The organism is Brachybacterium sp. GCM10030267, from assembly GCF_042666875.1.
Taxonomy (GTDB): domain Bacteria; phylum Actinomycetota; class Actinomycetes; order Actinomycetales; family Dermabacteraceae; genus Brachybacterium.
Genome location: NZ_JBHTCX010000003.1, coordinates 277,750 through 295,785, shown reverse-complemented (window position 1 = coordinate 295,785; position 18,036 = coordinate 277,750). Strand labels below are relative to the sequence as shown.

General features: G+C 70.2%; 17 protein-coding genes. 12 read left to right on the top strand and 5 right to left on the bottom strand.

All coding sequences use genetic code 11. The features are described from left to right. Window position 1: 1 nt before the first annotated feature. Both ACFQS2_RS03805 and ACFQS2_RS03800 read left to right on the top strand, forming a co-directional pair. Entirely contained in the window at window positions 2–910 is a 909-nt protein-coding gene (locus tag ACFQS2_RS03805) for a carbohydrate ABC transporter permease (RefSeq protein ID WP_377792780.1), read from the top strand. A 23-nt stretch (window positions 911–933) separates the two neighbouring features. Then, window positions 934–1,881, top strand: coding sequence for a D-2-hydroxyacid dehydrogenase (locus tag ACFQS2_RS03800; RefSeq protein WP_377018977.1), 948 nt, complete (start codon window positions 934–936; stop codon window positions 1,879–1,881). An 80-nt stretch (window positions 1,882–1,961) separates the two neighbouring features. On the opposite strand, the gene ACFQS2_RS03795 is transcribed toward ACFQS2_RS03800, so the two are convergent. After that, entirely contained in the window at window positions 1,962–2,699 is a 738-nt protein-coding gene (locus ACFQS2_RS03795; protein ID WP_377792779.1) for a GntR family transcriptional regulator, read from the bottom strand. Between the two features lie 278 nt (window positions 2,700–2,977). Between ACFQS2_RS03795 and ACFQS2_RS03790 the strand changes: the two genes are divergently transcribed. The 4 genes from ACFQS2_RS03790 (at window position 2,978) to ACFQS2_RS03775 (ending at window position 7,524) form a co-directional block, all read left to right on the top strand. Then, window positions 2,978–3,955, top strand: a complete 978-nt coding sequence (locus ACFQS2_RS03790) for a 3-hydroxyacyl-CoA dehydrogenase family protein (RefSeq protein WP_377792778.1) — start codon at window positions 2,978–2,980, stop codon at window positions 3,953–3,955. 47 nt (window positions 3,956–4,002) lie between these two features. Next, window positions 4,003–5,394, top strand: a complete 1,392-nt coding sequence (locus ACFQS2_RS03785) for an Nramp family divalent metal transporter (RefSeq protein WP_377018980.1) — start codon at window positions 4,003–4,005, stop codon at window positions 5,392–5,394. 3 nt (window positions 5,395–5,397) lie between these two features. Beyond that, window positions 5,398–6,198: a TIM barrel protein gene (locus tag ACFQS2_RS03780; protein WP_377018981.1), complete on the top strand. Its 801-nt coding sequence runs from the start codon at window positions 5,398–5,400 to the stop codon at window positions 6,196–6,198. A gap of 156 nt (window positions 6,199–6,354) precedes the next feature. Continuing rightward, window positions 6,355–7,524 (top strand): MalY/PatB family protein, encoded by a 1,170-nt coding sequence (locus ACFQS2_RS03775; protein ID WP_377018982.1) that lies wholly within the window; start codon window positions 6,355–6,357, stop codon window positions 7,522–7,524. Here ACFQS2_RS03775 and ACFQS2_RS03770 read toward each other — a convergent pair. From ACFQS2_RS03770 to ACFQS2_RS03755, 4 genes are all read right to left on the bottom strand, one after another. After that, entirely contained in the window at window positions 7,519–8,298 is a 780-nt protein-coding gene (locus tag ACFQS2_RS03770) for an ABC transporter ATP-binding protein (RefSeq protein ID WP_377018984.1), read from the bottom strand. The genes ACFQS2_RS03775 and ACFQS2_RS03770 overlap by 6 nt on opposite strands. Beyond that, window positions 8,295–9,356, bottom strand: a complete 1,062-nt coding sequence (locus tag ACFQS2_RS03765) for an ABC transporter substrate-binding protein (RefSeq protein ID WP_377792777.1) — start codon at window positions 9,354–9,356, stop codon at window positions 8,295–8,297. Before ACFQS2_RS03765 ends, ACFQS2_RS03770 begins: the two co-directional genes overlap by 4 nt. A 174-nt stretch (window positions 9,357–9,530) precedes the next feature. Then, window positions 9,531–10,748 carry a FecCD family ABC transporter permease gene (locus ACFQS2_RS03760; RefSeq protein WP_377018986.1) on the bottom strand — a complete coding sequence of 406 codons (1,218 nt, stop codon included), beginning with the start codon at window positions 10,746–10,748 and terminating at the stop codon, window positions 9,531–9,533. An 84-nt stretch (window positions 10,749–10,832) separates the two neighbouring features. After that, a complete protein-coding gene (locus ACFQS2_RS03755) occupies window positions 10,833–11,246 on the bottom strand; it encodes an ArsR/SmtB family transcription factor (protein ID WP_377792776.1) in 414 nt (137 codons plus the stop codon). Window positions 11,247–11,582: 336 nt separating this feature from the next. On the opposite strand from ACFQS2_RS03755, the gene ACFQS2_RS03750 reads away from it, so the two are divergent. From ACFQS2_RS03750 to ACFQS2_RS03725, 6 genes are all read left to right on the top strand, one after another. Further along, window positions 11,583–13,274: a purine-cytosine permease family protein gene (locus ACFQS2_RS03750; RefSeq protein WP_377018988.1), complete on the top strand. Its 1,692-nt coding sequence runs from the start codon at window positions 11,583–11,585 to the stop codon at window positions 13,272–13,274. 3 nt (window positions 13,275–13,277) lie between these two features. Continuing rightward, the gene (locus ACFQS2_RS03745) at window positions 13,278–13,997 is read left to right on the top strand and encodes an urease subunit gamma (protein WP_377018989.1); all 720 of its coding nucleotides are present in this window, start codon (window positions 13,278–13,280) and stop codon (window positions 13,995–13,997) included. 3 nt (window positions 13,998–14,000) lie between these two features. Next, complete coding sequence (locus ACFQS2_RS03740) at window positions 14,001–15,704, top strand: urease subunit alpha (protein ID WP_377018991.1); 1,704 nt, start codon at window positions 14,001–14,003, stop codon at window positions 15,702–15,704. Window positions 15,705–15,707: 3 nt separating this feature from the next. Then, window positions 15,708–16,376 carry an urease accessory protein UreF gene (locus tag ACFQS2_RS03735; RefSeq protein ID WP_377792775.1) on the top strand — a complete coding sequence of 223 codons (669 nt, stop codon included), beginning with the start codon at window positions 15,708–15,710 and terminating at the stop codon, window positions 16,374–16,376. 127 nt (window positions 16,377–16,503) lie between these two features. Then, complete coding sequence (gene ureG / locus ACFQS2_RS03730) at window positions 16,504–17,328, top strand: urease accessory protein UreG (RefSeq protein ID WP_377019698.1); 825 nt, start codon at window positions 16,504–16,506, stop codon at window positions 17,326–17,328. After that, window positions 17,325–18,035 (top strand): urease accessory protein UreD, encoded by a 711-nt coding sequence (locus tag ACFQS2_RS03725; protein ID WP_377019652.1) that lies wholly within the window; start codon window positions 17,325–17,327, stop codon window positions 18,033–18,035. Before ureG ends, ACFQS2_RS03725 begins: the two co-directional genes overlap by 4 nt. The last annotated feature ends 1 nt before the right edge of the window (window position 18,036 follow it).

Sequence of the window (18,036 nt, the reverse complement as noted above, 5' to 3'; positions counted from 1 at the left end):
TATGGCCACTTCCACCCTTGACCCCGCCCCGGCCGCCGGGGAGACCGCGCCACGGCTCGCCGCGGCGCCCTCGATGCGCCGATCCCGGACCCGTGGAGCGATCATCCGGCACTGCGGACTGGTCCTCTTCGGGCTCTTCATGCTCTACCCACTGATCTGGATGGCGGTCAGCGCATTCAAGCCCTCGCACCTGGTGCTCACCGACCCCAGCATCATCCCCACCGAGCTCACACTCGAGAACTTCATCAACGGCTGGATGGTGGGAGGGTTTCCGTTCTGGGTGTTCTTCGGCAACTCCGCGGTGGTCGCCGTCAGCGCCATCCTGGGGAATCTGCTGTCCTGCTCGCTGACCGCCTACGCCCTCGCCCGGCTCGAGTTCCGCGCACGAAACGTCTACTTCGCGATCGTACTGGTCACGGTGATGCTGCCGATGCACGCAGTCATCATCCCGCAGTACATCGTCTTCTCGAGCCTCGGGCTGGTGAACACGTTCGTGCCGCTGATCCTGCCCAAGTTCCTCGCCACGGACGCGTTCTTCATCTTCCTCATGGTCCAGTTCATCCGCGGGATCCCGCGCCAGCTGGACGAGGCGGCCGCGATCGACGGCGCTGGACCGTTCCGGGTGTTCCGCAGCATCATCCTGCCGCTCATGAAGCCCGCCCTCATCACCACCACGATCTTCACGTTCATCTGGACCTGGAACGACTTCTTCGGACAGCTGATCTACCTGACGGACTCCTCGGTGTTCACCGTCCCGATCGCGCTCAACGCGCTCGTGGATTCCCAGTCACAGCAGGGGACCGGCACTCTCATGGCGATGTCCCTGCTGTCGCTGATCCCGCTGCTGCTGTTCTTCGCGTTCGCCCAGAAACACCTGATCCGCGGTATCGCGACCACGGGGCTGAAGTGAGCGGGCTGAGCAGCGGCAGCGGCATGAGCGCGTGGGCCGCTAGCCCGGCGCGGATCGGGGTGACCGGCAGCGCTCGTGCGGACCTCGAGGCGATCCGGGAGGCCGCCGGCGAGAGCGTGGCGGACCTGGACGCGGGCGAGCCCGCGGACGACGTCCGCGCGCTGCTGGGGGCGTCTCCCAGCAGCGACCTGCGAGCCTTCCCGTCCCTCGAATGGGTCCACAGCACTGCCGCGGGAGTCGACGCGTGGCTGCGGCCCGGCTCCGTGCCCGCCATGGTCACGCTGACCTCCGCAGCCGGCAACGGAGCGATCCCCCTTGCCGAGCACGCCCTCATGCTGATGCTCATGATCAGCCGCGATGCCCCCGCCTGGGCCGCGGCGCAGCAGCGTCACGTCTGGCAGCGGCGTGTGCACGGAGAACTCGCCGGGACGCGCCTCGGGATCATCGGGTACGGCCACAGCGGCAAGGATCTCGCAGCCAAGGCCCGGGCCTGCCACATGCAGGTGACGGCCCTGCGCCGCCGGGGCGAAGCGGAGTGCGACGGACTGGTGAGTCTGCGGTACGGCGCCGACGGGCTGCGCAATCTGCTGAGCACCAGCGACATGCTGGTGGTGACGGCCCCGCTGACCCCTGAGACGACGGGAATGATCGGCGCCGCGGAGATCGCGCTGATGCCGCCGGGATCCGCGATCATCGTCACCTCCCGCGGCGGGATCGTCGACGAGGACGCCCTTGTCGATGCTTTGCGCTCGGGTCACCTCGGCGGGGCCGGCATAGACGCCCACGCGGTCGAACCCCTGCCGGTGAGCAGCCCGCTGTGGAACGCCCCGGGCGCCATCATCACCCCGCACAATGCGGCGACCACACCGGCGACGGTCGAACGCGGCCGGCAGATCATGCTCGAGAACGTCCGACGGTGGGTGCGGGGCGAGGAGCTGCGCAACATCGTGGATCGGGATGCGGGGTACTGACGTGTAGGGCGCTGAGGGGCGGTGCCCGGGCGACGACAGCACGTAGCCGCGCACCGGGAGCCGAGCCCGGCGGCTCCGGACTACGCCTGGTCGCTCGTCGACCGCTCGATGACGTTCCGGATGTGCTCACGCATGGCCGATTCGCCGGCCGCTGCGTCGCCGCTCTCGAGAGCGTCGATGATCGCCTCGTGCTCGCCGATCGCTTCCCGGACGTCGGTGACGCCCCGGTGGACCATGCGTCGCAGCCGTTGCACCAGCGAACCGAGATCCTGCGACATCTCCATCAGGTAGCGGTTCCCGCAGTGACGGAAGATCACCTCGTGGAACTCGCGGTCGCGGGCGAAGTAGTCCGCAGCCAGCGACACGTCGCGCCGCCCGGAGTCGAGCGCCGTGATCACGGCCTCCCCGGCGCGGCGGTGCTGTTCCTGTGCGGCGCGCAGCTCGGGGAGCAGCGCCGCCGGGGACGCGGCCGCGGCGAGCCGGACGGCGGTGCATTCGAGCATCTCGCGCGCCGTGAACAGTTCGGCCAGCTGATCCTGTCCCAGCGGCGGAGAGACCCGGTATCCCTTGCGGACCGTGCGCGTGACCAGGCCCGTGCGCTCCAGCTGGACCAGGGCCTCGCGCACCGGGGTGGGGGAGACGTCGAGTTGCTCGGCGATGGTGCTGATCGACAGGCGCGCGCCCGGAGGGGCGTCGTCGCGCAGCAGCATCTCCAAGATGCTGTCGTAGACGTATTCACGCAGGTCAGAGCGAGCAGGACTGCGGGACGTCGGCATGAGGGAACTGGCCGGCACCCCGGGCTCGTCGCGAGTTTCCATGCCCATGAGGGTAGCCGTGTCCCGATGGTCGGACGGGCGTCATCGCGCTTGACGTAGATCGTAGATCGTATCTTCTCTACGAGATCGTGTTGCGTGGCGCACGCCGCGAATCGCATCGCGCACTCATCCCCTGGCACTCACCGTCGAGCCGGCCGTGCCGGAGTCGCTCAGCCGTTCGTCCTCGCCGTCCCGTGCAGGCGGTCCTGCAGACATCGAGGGCGGTCGGTCGCACCGTCAGCACGGCGCCCCGCGCCGAACAGCACACGAGAGGACACACCATGCCACGCGAGGTTCGCACGGTCGCCGTGCTCGGCTCCGGCTACATGGGAGGAGGGATCGCGCAGGTCTTCGCCGCGGCCGGATTCACCGTCCAGCTGGCCGACCAGAGCGCCGAGGTGGCCGCGGCTGCCCGCGACCGCCTCGTCGCCCAGAGCCGCGAGTTCGAGGCCCGTGAGCTCTTCGCCTCGGGCGCGGCAGACGCGGTCGACCGTCATCTGCACGCCGCCGACTCCGTGGAGGAGGCCGCCGGTCAGGCCGACCTCATCATCGAGGCCGTGTTCGAGGACGTCGACGTCAAGAGCGAGGTCCTCGAGCGGGCCTCCGCCCATGCACGCCCAGACACGATCATCGGCACGAACACCTCGACCATCTCGGTGAACACCCTGCGATCCGCCGTGACCGCCCCGGAGCGCTTCCTGACCATCCACTTCTTCAACCCGGCACCCTTCGTGCCGGGAGCCGAAGTGGTCGCGAGCGAGGACACCGACGAGGCCGCCGTCGAGGCCGTCGTGCGTGTGCTCGAACGCGCGGGAAAGCGTCCCGCCGTGGTCGGGGACACTCCGGGCATGGTCGTCAACCGCATCCAGTACGCCATGGTCAGCGAGGCCTTCCGGGTCGTGGAGGAAGGCGTGGCCTCGATGGAGGCCATCGACACCCTGGTGCGCAACAGCTTCGGATTCCGGCTCGGCCTGGTCGGACCGTTCTCGATGGTCGACCAGGCGGGTGTCGACGTCTACGCCAAGTGCTTCGGGATACTCCGCGACGCGTTCGGCGACCGCATGGCCCCGCCTGCCGCGCTGGAGTCGGCAGTCGCCGAGGGCGCGCTCGGCATGAAGTCCGGCCGGGGTCTGCTCGGCGAGTACGACGAGGACACCCGCGCCGCGATCCAGGGCTACCGCGACCACGCGTACGTGCGGATGCAGGGACTCCAGGACGATCTCGGCGCCCCTCCCTCCGCCGGCGCCACCCAGCACTGACCTACTCCCACCCCAGCCCAGATTTCCACGCGATCAACGGAGACGACGTGACCGACGCGACCATGCCCGTCATCAAAGCCGACCCCTACGTGCGCGACACGAGCAAGATCCTCGAGCCGCCACGGGGCTGGAGACCCTCGCTGAGATTCCTCGGTCCCGGAATGGTCACCAGCGCCGCCGTTGTCGGTTCCGGTGAGCTCATCACCGCCACCGCGCTCGGCGCCGAGGTCGGGTTCATCCTGCTGTGGGTGATCCTGCTGTCGACCATCGTGAAGGTCGGCGTCCAGATCGAACTGGCCCGCTGGAGCATCTCCACCGGGAAGTCCTCGGTCACCGGCTACAACGACGTCGCCCCGAAGCTGTTCGGCAGGAGTTGGATGACCTACCTGGGTCTGCTGAACTTCACCCAGGGCATCATCGGGCAGGGCGGGGTGCTGTCGGCCGCAGCCTTCGCGTTCTCCGCCGCCCTGCCCGTGCTCGGCGCACCGCTGTCGGCCCCGTCCCTGGCGTTCTGGATCATCGCCATCGTCGCCGCCACCATCGCGATCCAGGTGACCAACAAGTACGAGCTCGTCGAGCGGCTGTGCACCGTCCTGGTCGTGGTCGTCACCGGTTGCGTGCTGGCTCTGGTCATCGGTCTGCAGTTCACCCAGTTCTCCTGGACCCTGATGGACGTCGGCCAGGGGCTGTCCTTCCAGCTCTCGGCCGGCGCGATGGGTCTGGCCCTGGCCGTCTTCGGCTTCACCGGCATCGGCGCCGACGAGATCACCAAGTACACCTACTGGTGCGTCGAGAAGGGCTACGCCGCCTGGGCGGGACCGAATGACGGCTCCCAGGAGTGGGCCGACCGCGCCCGCGGGTGGATCTCCGTGATGAAGAAGGACGCCTGGCTCTCGTGGGTCATCTACACCGTCTCGACCGTCGCGTTCTACGTCCTCGGCGCCGCCGTGCTGCACCCCCAGGGACTGCGGCCCGAGGGTACCGACGTCCTGGCGACGATCTCGCGGATCTTCACCGACACCCTCGGCACCTGGGCGGAGGTGTTCTTCCTGCTCGGCGCCGGTGTCGCCCTCTTCAAGACGGTGCTGGCCAACACGCCCGGCTTCGCGCGCCAGATGACGAACACCCTCGCCATGGTCGGTGCGTTCCGGTGGGAGGACGCCGCGGCGCGTGACCGGTGGGTGCGGATCTTCATCGTCGGCCTGCCTCTGGTCTGGGGCGGATTCGCCTACGGGCTGCAGGCACCGCTGACGATGGTGATCATCGCCGGCATCGTCAACGCCTTCTGGCTGATGGCGGTGGTGATCGCGGTGGTCTACCTGGGACGGACGCAGACCGACGCGCGGCTGCGCGACGGATGGGCCTTCACGGTCTACTTCGCCCTCTCCGCCGTCGTCGCGTTCGGCATCGGCATCGTCACGCTGATCGACCAGTTCTGAGCCATGGACGCTCGTGACCTGTCGCTGAATTGCTCGCTGTCGCTGCAGTCCACGCCACTGCGTGAGCGCGCCGCTCGGGCGAGAGACCTGGGCTTCGAGGCCGTGGAGTTCTGGTGGCCGTTCGCGGCCCAGCACCCCGACGAGAGCGAGATCGCCGCCTTCGTCGACAGCATCCGCCGCGCCGAGGTCGAGCTGGTGCTGCTGAACTTCCCGGGTGGCGGGCCCTCGGTCGACGACCGCGGTCTGCTGTGCGTGCCGGGGCGGGAGGACGACTTCGCCCGTGCGGCGGAGACGGCGATCGGCGTCGGCCGGCGCCTGGGCGTGCGCCGGTACAACCCCATGGCGGGCAACCTCGCCGAACCGGGGCCGCCGACACCGGAAGAGTTCGAGACGGCGCTGCACAACCTGGTGCGCATCGCCCCGATGGTCGCCGCCAGCGGGGCGCGGATCGTGCTGGAGCCGCTCTCCGGGTTCGCCCGTGCCGCGTTGACCTCGTTCGCGGACGCTCGGACGCTCGCTGTGGAGGCCCGCGGCGCGGGAGCTGCCGATGTGGACGTCCTGCTCGACATCTATCACGCGGCGGTCCAGCGCGATGCCGTTCTGGAGGGGGGCATGCCCGACCCGGCGCTGATCGGCCACGTCCAGGTTGCCGACGCCCCCGGACGCGGGTGGCCAGGTACGGGCGAGCTTCCTCTGCGGACCTGGCTCCACGATCTGCGCCGTCGCGGTTACCAGGGCAGGATCGGCATCGAATGCTCCGGGGAGCAGCCGCTCCTGGCCCGCGAGGTCGCTTCGCGACTGTGAGCGCTATCGTGCGCTCGCCTGGCCGAATACGGCCGGCGAAGGGCGGGAGAGCCCGACTGCGCGCACCGAAGGGACCGCAACCGAGGGCTCCGTGAGAAGATGCGCCGTCGGAACCGCCACCTCTGTGCGCCGCATGCCTCGACCCCAGGAGCCCCAGTGCCCACCACCGAACAGCTCGATGCGATCACCTATGAGGATCTGACCGCCACCGGCGCCACCAAATGGGTCCGGGGCGACGGCGTGATCGGCGCGTTCGTCGCCGAGATGGACTACGGCGTCGCCCAGCCCATCACCGACCGTCTGCACCGCGAGGTCGACCGCGGCGCGTTCGGATACCTGCCCGGTGACCTGAAGGCGGAGATGCAGGCGGCCACGGCGGAGTTCGTACGGCGCCATGCCGGCTGGGAAGTCCCGCCCGAGGACATCCACGAGATGCCCGATGTGATCACGGTGTACCAGGCGGCCATCGACTCGTTCACGTCTCCGGACTCGAAGATCATCGTCCCCACCCCGGCCTACATGCCCTTCCTGCTGCTGCCGCCGCTGATCGGGCGTGAGGTCATCGAGGTCGAGATGGCGCTGGATGCGGAGACGAACCAGTACCGCTACGACCTCGAGGCCCTCGAAGCGGCCTTCGACGCCGGCGGGGAGCTGCTCGTGCTGTGCAATCCGGGCAATCCCACCGGGCGAGTGCTCACCCGCGAGGAGCTCGAGCAGATCGCCGAGCTCGTGGACCGCAAGGGCGGCCGGGTCTTCTCCGACGAGATCTGGATGCCACTGGTGCTCAGCGGCTCCCACATCTCCTACGCCTCCCTCAGCGAAACCACTGCGAACCACACCATCACGGCCGTCGCCGCCTCCAAGGCCTTCAACCTTCCGGGGCTGAAGTGCGCCCAGATGATCACCAGCAACGATGCCGACCGGAAGCACTGGCGCGCAGTCGGTCACTTCGTCGAGCACGGCGCCGCAAACCTGGGCCTGGCCGCGACCTCGGCCGCATACACGGAGGGAGAGGACTGGCTCGGCGACATCGTCGAATATCTGCGGCGCAACCGCGACGAGCTCTCTGCCCTGGTCGCCGAACTGCTTCCCCGCGCCTCGGTCACGACGATGGAAGGCACCTACGTCGCCTGGCTCGATCTGCGCGCCTACGACGTCGACGGGTCCCTGCACTCGTACCTGCTCGAGCACGCCCGGGTCGAATGCACCGACGGCACGGCATGCGGGCGGGCCTGGGACGGGTACGTGCGGTTCATCTACGCCATGCCGCGCCCGCTGATGGTCGAGGCGATCACCCGGATTGCGAGGGCCCTCGACCCGTCATGAGGTCTCCTTCGGCGGGCGGAACAGGAACTGCGGGACGAGATCTTCGGCGATGCGACGGTCCACGCCGACGTCGTACAGCGAGCCGACGAGTTCCGGGCGGAGCACGTCCTGTGGTGGGCCGTCGGCCCGGATCCGTCCGTCGGCCAGAACGATCACCCGGTCGCAGTAGCGGGCGGCGAGGTTGAGATCGTGCAGCACCACCACGGTGGCCGGGCCCTGCTCGCGCACGAGGGCGAGCACCTGGTGCTGGGAGCCGATGTCCAGATGGTTGGTGGGCTCATCCAGCAGCAGCAAACGCGCCTGCTGGGCGAGCACGCGCGCCATCAGCACGCGCTGGCGCTCGCCGCCGGAGAGGCTGCCGAACTCCTGGCGAGCCAGCTGCTGGGCGCCGGTGCGGCGCAGGGCGTCGGCGGCGACGGCGAGATCCTCCTCGGTGCGGCCGCCGAAGGATCCGCGATGGGGGATGCGTCCCAGCAGCACCACGTCGGCCACGGTCAGCGGGACATCGCCGGGCGCCTCCTGCGCCATCACCGCGATCTGCCGGGCGCGTTCGCGGCTCGTGCACGAAGCCAGATCTTGGCCATCCAGCAGCACTCGCCCGGACTGGGGCACCAGCGCCCGGTGCAGGATTCTCAGGGCGGTCGTCTTGCCGCTGCCGTTGGGGCCGACGAGGCCCACCACCTCGCCCTCGCCGGCGGTGATGTCCACCCCGCGCAGCACGGCGTGGTCCCCGAAAGCATGGTGCAGCCCAGTGGCCTCCAGCAGCGGCCTCACGCGGCGGGCTCCTGCTCGGCCAGCCATGTGTGGATCCGTTCCAACCCGTCGACGACCAGCGGTGAGGCCGGTTCGCAGAAGTTGAACAGCAGCGGCAGCACCGTCTGCTCCGTGACGGCGCGCAGACTGGAGAGCCGGTCGGAGGCGACCATCTCCCGGGCGATCTCGCTGCCATCGCGCTGTCCCTTGTGGAGCACGATGACGACGTCCGGATCCGCCTCCAACAGCGGCTCGGCGCCGACCTCGAAGACGCGCTCGGCGGTGTCCTCGAAGACGTTGGCGAGACCCACGGCGTCCAGCTGCGCGGTGACCATGCTGGCGGCGCCGTAGGCGTACAGCGGGCCGCCGCCGACCGACGGGTACAGCACCGCGGCGGTGCGGGCGGCCGACGGGTTCTGCTGCGCGGCGGCGGTGACCGCGTCGATGCGCTCGTGCAGCTCGGTGGTGAGCCGCTCGGCCGGCTCCGCGCGGTCCAGGATCTGCCCGTACACGGCGATCTCCTCATCGAGCTGCTCGAAGCTCGCGCGCTCGGTGCCGGCGCAGAAGACGTTCTGGACCAGCACCTCGGCGCCGGCGGCCCGCATGCCCTCCCGGGTGATGCCATCGGGCAGGCCCAGCACCAGGTCCGGCTGCTGGGCGATGACCAGCTCCTGGGAGATCTGGAGGTGGCCTGCGGCGTCGACGTCCTCCGACAGCGCGGGGATCTGCTCGATGCGGGCAGAGAGCTCCTCGCTGTAGTAGCCGGGGGAGAAGGTCCCCGCGCGGCCCACCACCCGATCGAGCGCCCCGAGGCCGTCCAGTGTGGTCACGGGGGCGGTCTCCAGCAGCATGATCCGGTGCGGCGGGGCATCGAAGCTCAGCTGGCTCTCGCAGTTCTCGATCTGCAGTGGGAAGCCGGTCGCGGTCGTGCCGCCGCCGTCGGACCCCTCCGCAGCGGACCGACCCGCGCCGGTGCCGCCCGCGTCCGAAGCTTCCGTGGCCGAGCCGCCGGAGCAGGCGGCCGTTCCGAGCGTGGCGAGGGCGGTGAGAGCGGTGAGGGAGAAACGGCGACGGTCCATGGGACCTCCGATCACGGTGCGGCGGGAGTGAGGGGCGAGAGTGTGCGGGGCGAGGAGAGACGAGGGAGCGGGGAGATAGGGGAGCGGTGCGGGGAGAGACGGAGGTGGGGGCGGGGACAGAGGGGCGGTGAGAGACGTGCGTCGGACAGGCGATGGCGAGCCGCGCGGGCCGGCTCAGTGCCGCTGGGCGTAGAGCCGGCGCACGAGGACCAGCAGGAACGGAGCGCCGACGGCCGCGGTCAGCACGCCGATCGGCAGTTCCTGCGGCGGCATGATCACGCGGGCCAGCGCGTCGGCCCACAGCAGGAACAGCGCGCCCAGCAGCGCGCTCGCCGGGATCAGCACCCGGTGCCGGGCCCCGACCACTCGGCGAGCCAGATGCGGGATCACCAGGCCCACGAACCCGATCGCGCCGGCGCCGGCGACCGCCGCCGCGGTGCACATCGAGACCACCACCAGGAATCCGATGCGGGCGCGGTCGGGGTCGATGCCCAGGCCGTGGGCGGTCTCGTCGCCGGCGCTGAGGGCGTCGAGGGTGGTGGAGAAGAAGGTCAGCACGGCGGCGCCGAGCACCGCGGCCGCCGCGGCGAGGACGAGGAATGCGTTCCACTGCGCGAGCGAGAGGGAGCCGAGCATCCAGAACATCACCGAGCGGGAGCCCTCCGCGGAGTCGGAGGAGAAGATCAGCAGGTTCGTCGCCGCCGAGAGGGCGTAGCCCACCGCCACGCCGGACAGCAGCAGCCGCAGCGAGGTGACGCGTCCGCCGGTGCGGGCGATCAGGAACACCAGCAGCGCCGCCCCCAGCGCTCCGGCGAAGGCGAGCACTCCCTGCGCATAGTCGCCCAGCGCTGCGCCGACGCCGAAGAGGATCGCCCCGGCAGCCCCGGTGGAGGCGCCGCCGGAGATGCCCAGGATGTAAGGGTCGGCCAGCATGTTGCGCACCAGAGCCTGCAGCGTCGCGCCGCAGATCGCCAGGCAGGCGCCGACGGCCGCGCCCATCAGCACGCGGGGCAGGCGCACAGTCCAGACGATCGCGTCGGTCGCCGGATCGGCCGCGGCGGCGGCCTGCGGCGAAAGCCAGGCGGGAGCGCCGAGATGGTGGGTGAGGACCTGCCAGGTGGCGGCCGCGGGGATCGCGACGGGGCCGACGCCCATGGTCAGCACGAGGCTGGCCAGCACGGCGAGGGCGAGGCCGAGGAGCAGGAGGGTTGAGCGGCGGTCGCGGGCGCGGACGCCCAGGGAGTCCTGGGTGGGGCGATCCCTGGCGGGACCCCTATCGCGCGGCGGTGAGACAGGGTCGTGCGCGGACGGGAGCGCGATTGGGGAGCGGGCTGCACGTCCCGGGGCAACCGCGTCCGGCGGCTGCGGGACGGACGGCAGGTTCGAGGTCACTTGCATGAGGGTACAAATATCGCCGCCGGGGCACCGGCTCCGTCCGCGCCGTGACCCGAACGTGACCGGCGCGGCACCACGCCCTCACTCGGGGTGATGCACTCCCGGCAGATGCGCCGAACCCAGACGGTGCAACAGCTCATGAGCGAGGCCATCACTGATCTCGTAGCGGATCTCCCGGCCGGCACGCTCGGCACTCACCCATCCGGCCTCACGCAGCAGGGCGAGGGCGTGGGAGGTGGTCGACTCCCGAGCCTCGATCGCGCGCGCGATATCGGTCGAGCGCACTCCGGGATGAGCGTGGATGCAGAACAGGATCTGCAGCCGGCGCGGATCGGAGAGCAGCGCCATCCGAGAGGCGATCTCCTCCATGCTCCCCACGCTCGCGAGCATGTCGCGCAGCTCGCCCACCAGTGCGTCGTCCGTGGCGGCGCTCTCGCCCGTGCGGGTGTGCGTCGGGCAGTCGGGGAGAGGGCCGGTGGGCGCAGGGCTGCTCATGACGGTCACTGTAGACGCCGGCTGGCATAGCGCTCCGTGACGTCACAGCGCAGGGTGCCGCTTCCCGCGACGGAGCACACAGGCCGGCGGGCTCTCGGAAGGCGCGCAGCACGTCGCCGGATCGATTCAAGAGCTGCATTCATGAGACGGCGGGTCACGGTCGGGTCACGGCGCATTCCGCGGGAGGCGTCGGCTCCACAACATCCCTACGGTTCCCAGGTCGCGGGCGAGGCGGTTCCTCCTCTCGCCCGCGGCACGTCCCCGCACTGCTCCCCGCAGCATCCGTCCCCCGCAGAGTCTGTCCCCGCAGGCCCCGTCCCCCGAAGGAGAGGCGCGATGAGCATCGACGCCGACAACGCGACCCCCGCCAGCCCACCGCCCGGCGCTCCGGCCCCGACGGTGTCGGCCGACGCCCGCGCCGCCACCGCCGAGAGCCTCGAGGACTACACCCTCCGCTTCGCCCCGCGCTCCTACCGCCAGTGGACCCCGGCCGTGGTCGCGACCTCCGCCCTCGGAGGCATCGCCTACCTCGCCGACTTCTCCATCGGCGCGAACATCGCCCTGAACCACGGCACGATCAACGGCTTGATCGGCATCCTCGTGGCCGCCGGGATCATCTTCCTCAGCGGATTCCCGCTGGCCTACTACGCCGCCCGCTACAACCTCGATCTGGACCTCATCACCCGCGGCTCCGGGTTCGGCTACTACGGCTCGGTGATCACGAACGTCATCTTCGCTTCGTTCACGTTCATCTTCTTCGCCACCGAGGGCTCGATCATGGCCCAGGGTCTCTTCCTCGGCTTGGGGATCCCTCGCTGGATCGGCTATCTCGTCTCCACCCTGATCATCTTCCCGCTGGTCATGTACGGCATGAAGGCTCTGTCCAAGCTGCAGGTGGCCACCACCCCGGTGTGGCTGGTGCTGATGGTCATCCCGGTCGCCTACCTCGTCTTCTCCCATCCCGGCTCGGTCGAGACCTTCTTCGACTACGGCGGCGAGGACGGTGAGGGCGGTGTCAGCTTCGCCGCCGCGATGCTCGCCGCGGGCGTGTGCCTCTCACTGATCGCGCAGATCGCCGAGCAGATCGACTACCTGCGGTTCATGCCGCCGCGCACCGCGGAGAACCGCCGTTCGTGGTGGGCGGCGACGATCCTGGGCGGGCCCGGCTGGGTCATCTTCGGAGCGATCAAGCAGATCCTGGGTATGTTCCTGGCTGTGTACCTGGTCGCCAACATCCCCGGCGCCCGCGATTACGCCAACGAGCCCGTCCAGCAGTTCCTGACCACCTACGAGCAGCTCATGCCCGGGTGGATCGCTCTGGTGCTCGCGGTGATCCTGGTGGTCATCTCGCAGATCAAGATCAATGTCACCAACGCCTACTCCGGGTCCCTGGCCTGGACGAACTCCTTCACCCGCGTCACCAAGCGCTACCCGGGCCGGCTGGTGTTCCTGGGCGTGAACCTGGGGATCGCGCTGATCCTCATGGAAGCGAACATGTTCGACTTCCTCGATTCGATCCTCAGCTTCTACGCCAACGTGGCCATGTCCTGGATCATCGTGGTGGCCACCGACATCGTCATCAACAAGTACATCCTGAAGCTCTCGCCGAAGAAGCCGGAGTTCCGCCGCGGCATGATCCACGACTGGAATCCCGTGGGGATCGTCGCGCTGGTGCTCTCGGCCGGTGTCTCGATCGCGATCTTCTTCGGAGCCTTCGGCCCGGCCGTCCAGCCCTTCTCCCCGCTGTTCGCCGTCGGCATCGCCGTGGTCGTCACGCCGCTGATGGCGATCGCCACCCAGGGCCGCTTCTACCTCCGCCGCACCGACGACGGCATCGAGGAGCCGATGTACGACGAGGACGGCAACCCGTCGGGCGAGACCCTGTACTGCCATGTCACCGGCATGGACTTCGAGCGGCCGGACATGATCGCCTCCGCCAAGGTGGGCCCCGAGGGTGAGAAGCTCTACCTCAGCTCCCTCGCCCTGACCACCGACCGCACCGGAGAGCATGTTCTCCCCAAGGAGTGATTCGTGAAGTTCACGCCGGCCGACACCGAGAAGCTGCTGCTGGCCACCGCGGGCATGGTGGCACGGGACCGTCTCGAGCGCGGGGTGCGTCTGAACCACCCCGAGACGGTCGCGCTGCTGAGCTGCTGGGTGATCGAGCGTGCCCGTGAGGGCCGCAGCGTCGAGGAGCTCATGGTGGAGGGCCGGCGTGTTCTGACCCGGGAGCAGGTGATGGAAGACGTTCCCTCTCTGCTGGCCGACGTCCAGATCGAGGCGACCTTCCCCGACGGTCGCAAGCTGGTGACCATCCACGACCCCATCGACGGAGCCGGCGCCGGTGACGGCCCCGGCGCGCTGAGGACAGCCGACGGGGAGCGCGTCCTGAACCAGCGCGCGGAGGAGGACCGGCTGACCCTGGTGTTCGAGAACACGGGGGATCGACCGATCCAGATCGGCTCGCACATCCACCTGCCGGACGTGAACTCCGCGCTCTCCTTCGACCGCGAGGCCGCCCGGGGGTTCCGGCTCGACATCCCTGCCGGCACCTCGATGCGCTTCGAGCCCGGCGCCTCCCGCGAGCTGGACCTGGTGCGGCTCGGCGGGGCGCGCCGCGTGCCCGGCATACAGATCCGACCAGGGGAGCCCTCGGCCGACGGCAGGCAGTCGGCCCCAGCCGTTGACGGGGCCGGCCCGTCGGCGAACGGCGGATCCGCCCCGTCGCCCGCTCGCAAGAAGGAGGTGTGAGTGATGGTCACGATCAGCGCTGCACGCTACGCCGCCCTGTACGGCCCCACCGCCGGCGACCAATTGCGCCTGGGTGACACGGACCTGTGGATCCAGGTCGAGGAGGACCGCACCGTCGGCGGTGAGGAAGCCGTCTTCGGCGGAGGCAAGTCGATCCGTGAATCGATGGGCCAGGGCGGGACGACCCGTGCCCAGGGCGCACCGGACACGGTCATCACGAATGCTGTGGTGCTGGATCACTGGGGTGTGGTGCGGGCCGACGTCGGCCTGCGCGAGGGGCGCATCGTCGCGCTCGGCAAGGCAGGCAACCCCGACGTCTCCGACGGGATCCACCCGGATCTGCAGATCGGCCCGTCGACCGACGTCATCGCCGGGGAGGGCAAGATCCTCACCGCGGGCGGCTTCGACATGCACGTACACCTGCTCTCGCCGTCCCAGATCCACGAGGCCCTCGCCACCGGGATCACCACCGTCGGCGGCGGAGGCACCGGCCCCTCCGAGGGCAGCCGCGCCACCACCGTCACGCCGGGTGCCTGGCACCTGGCCACCATGCACCAGGCCTTCGATCAGTTGCCGGTGAATCTGCTGCTGCTGGGCAAAGGAAACACCGTCTCCGCCGAGGGGCTCGCCGAGCAGGCGCTCGGAGGCGCCGCCGGGTACAAGGTCCACGAGGACTGGGGCGCGACGCCCGCCGCCATCGATGCCTCGCTCCGAGCCGCCGGGGAGCATGGCCTGCAGGTCGCCCTGCACTCGGACTCGTTGAACGAGGCCGGGTTCGTCGAGTCCACGATCGAGGCGATCGGCGGGCGCAGCATCCACGCCTTCCACATCGAAGGCGCCGGCGGCGGTCACGCCCCGGACATTCTCGAGATCGCCTCCCTGCCCAACGTGCTGCCGGGTTCGACGAACCCGACCCTTCCGCACACCGTGAACACCGTCGCTGAGCACCTGGACATGCTCATGGTGTGCCACCACCTCAAGGCGTCCGTCCCCGAGGATCTCGCCTTCGCCGAGTCCCGCATCCGCGCCACCACCATCGCCGCAGAGGACATCCTGCACGACATGGGCGCGCTGTCGATCACGTCCTCGGACGCCCAGGCGATGGGCCGGATCGGCGAGGTCATCACCCGCACCTGGCAAGTCGCCCACGTGATGAAGCAGCGCCTCGGGTCGCTCGGGGACACCCTCCCGGCCGACAACGAACGCGCCCGCCGTTACGTCGCGAAGTACACGATCAACCCCGCGGTCGCCCACGGCGTCGATGCGCACATCGGATCCGTGGAGCCGGGGAAGATGGCTGATCTCGTGCTGTGGGATCCGAGGTTCTTCGGCTCCCGCCCCTCGCTCGTGCTCAAGGGCGGCACTATCGCCTGGGCAGCGCTCGGGGACCCCAACGCCTCGATCCCCACCCCGCAGCCGGTGCTCATGCGACCCGCCTTCGGCGACGCGATCGGGGCACGCACCTCCGTCTCCTTCGTCGCGCCGTCGGCCCTCGAGGACGGATTGCGCGATCGCCTGGGGCTGCAGCGGCAGCTGCTCCCGGTCGCCTCGACCCGCGAGGTCACCAAGGCGGACCTGAAGAACAACGATGCCCTGCCGCGCATCGACATTCGGCCGGACACCTTCGAGATCAGCATCGACGGTGAGCCGGTCGAGCCCGCGCCCGCCACAGAGCTGCCCCTCGCCCAGCTGTACCAGATGTTCTGATCGATGAGTTCGACCCTGGCGATGCTGCTGGCGGATTCCCGTCTGCCCGTCGGCGCCCATGTCACCTCCAATGCGCTCGAGGCAGCTCTGCGCACCGAGCTCGAGCCTGCCCAGGTGGGGGACTACCTCACTTCGCGGATGCTCACGGTCGTCCCGGTCGAGGCGGGCACCGCCGTGGTCGCCCGGCAGCTCGGGCTGCTGAGCCCGCGTGCGCCCACGGCTCCGGAAGACGCGCGGATCGAGCATCTGCACGCCGAATGGGCCGCCCGCACCCCGAGCCGCGCCCAGCGCGAGATCACCGTGGCCCTCGGCGATGGCCTGCGGCGCCTGGCCGACGTGCTCTGGCCGGGCGCCGTCCCCGCCGCCGGCCTGCCCCGACCGATCGTGCTCGGACTCATCGCCGCCGCGGCCGGTCTCGGCGCCGCCGACCTCGTCCGTCTGGTCGCCTACGACGACGCCCAGACCGTCGTCGCCGCCGGATTGAAGCTCGAACCGTCCGATCCCCGCGCCGCCACCCGCCTCGTCCTCGAGGCCTGCGTGCGGCTTGAACCCCAGGTGGCCGCGCTCGCCGCGCTCACCGACCCGGCGCAGATCCCCTGCACCGGGGCCCCGCTGACCGAAGGCTGGGCCGAAGCCCAGACGCAACTGCCCAGGAGGCTCTTCCGTGCCTAAGAACACCGCCGCCACGTCCACGACTCCCGCCACGTCCACGACTCCCGCCACGTCCACGACTCCCGCCGCGTCCACGACGGCCGCCACGACCCGCGCTCCGGCTCCCGGAGAGACGCCCCAGCGCGCCCTGCGCCTGGGCGTGGCCGGCCCCGTCGGCACCGGCAAGAGCTCGCTGATCGCGACCATCTGCCGCGCCCTGGCCGATGAGATCCGCATCGGTGTGATCACCAATGACATCTACACCGACGAGGACGCCCGCTTCCTCCGCTCCGCCGGCGTCCTCGATCCCGACCGCATCCGGGCCGTGGAGACCGGCGCCTGCCCGCACACCGCGATCCGCGACGACGTCACCATGAACCTCACCGCCGTCGAGGACCTCGAACGCGACTTCGCCCCGCTCGACCTGGTTCTCGTCGAATCCGGCGGTGACAACCTCACCGCCACGTTCTCCCCGGCACTGGTCGACGCCCAGATCTTCGTGCTCGATGTGGCCGGAGGCGGCGACGTGGCCCGCAAGGGCGGTCCCGGCATCGGCCGCGCGGATCTGCTCGTGGTCAACAAAGTCGACCTCGCGCCGCACGTCGGCGTGGACGTCGAGCAGATGATCGCCGATGCCACCGAAGCCCGCGAGGGCGGGCCCGTTCTGGCCGTCTCCCGCCAGCTCGAGGACACCGTCGCCGCCCTGAAGGCGTGGGTCCTCGAGGTGCTCGCCGCCCAGCGCTCCGGCACCCACGAGCCGCAGGACCCGGGCCCGATGGCCCCGCACTTCCACGCCGATGCGGACGGCGGAGTGCTCCATTCGCATGAGGACGGCGATCACGACCATGCCCATGCAGGCGACAGCGCCGGCGGCGGGCACGACCACGCCCACCCGGCCGAGCGAGCCGGATATGACGGGGCTGTGACGAGCGAGGCGGAAGGCAGCGCACCGGCTCCGACTGCCTCCGCATGACGCGGATCTGTATCGAGCCCTCGGGTGGCGGAGCGGTCCGGCTCGACCTGGAAGCCGGCCTGTTGCAGCCGCGGCTCGTCACCCGGGGCCCGAACTCGGCGCATGTGGCCCTCGTCGCGGCCGGAGCGATGCTCCTCGGCGGCGATCATGTGACTGTGGACGTGCACGTCGGAGCTGGATGCGCCCTGGAAATCGAGGACGTCGGCGGCACCGTCGCCTACGAGAGCCGCGGTTCCCGCAGCCGTTTCGACGTGCGCATCGTCGTGGAGGACGGCGGCTCGCTGATCTGGCGGGCGCACCCCTTCGTCGTCACCGACAGCGCCGAGGTAGACCGCGACACCACCATCGCCCTGGGGGAGAACGCGTGGCTGCTGCTGCGCGAGACGCTCGTGCTGGGCCGCACGGGAGAGCAAGGTGGCGAGCTCGTGGCGCGCATGCACGCTCGCACTGCCCTGGGCGCGCCCCTGCTGCTCGAGGACCTGGCGCTGTCCGGGACAGAGCCGCGGGCCGGAGTGCTGGGCGAACATCGGGTGCTCGACAGCGCGATCCTGCTGGGGCGGCGGCCGGAGTCCGGAGCGCAGGGCAATGCAGCCGTAGCCGCGCCGACCATTCTCGAACTCGACGCGCCCGGCGCGATCGCGCGGGCGGTGGCGGACCGAGCGCACAGCACCGGGGTGGAGGCGCAGTTCGAGGCGTGGGCGCTGTGAG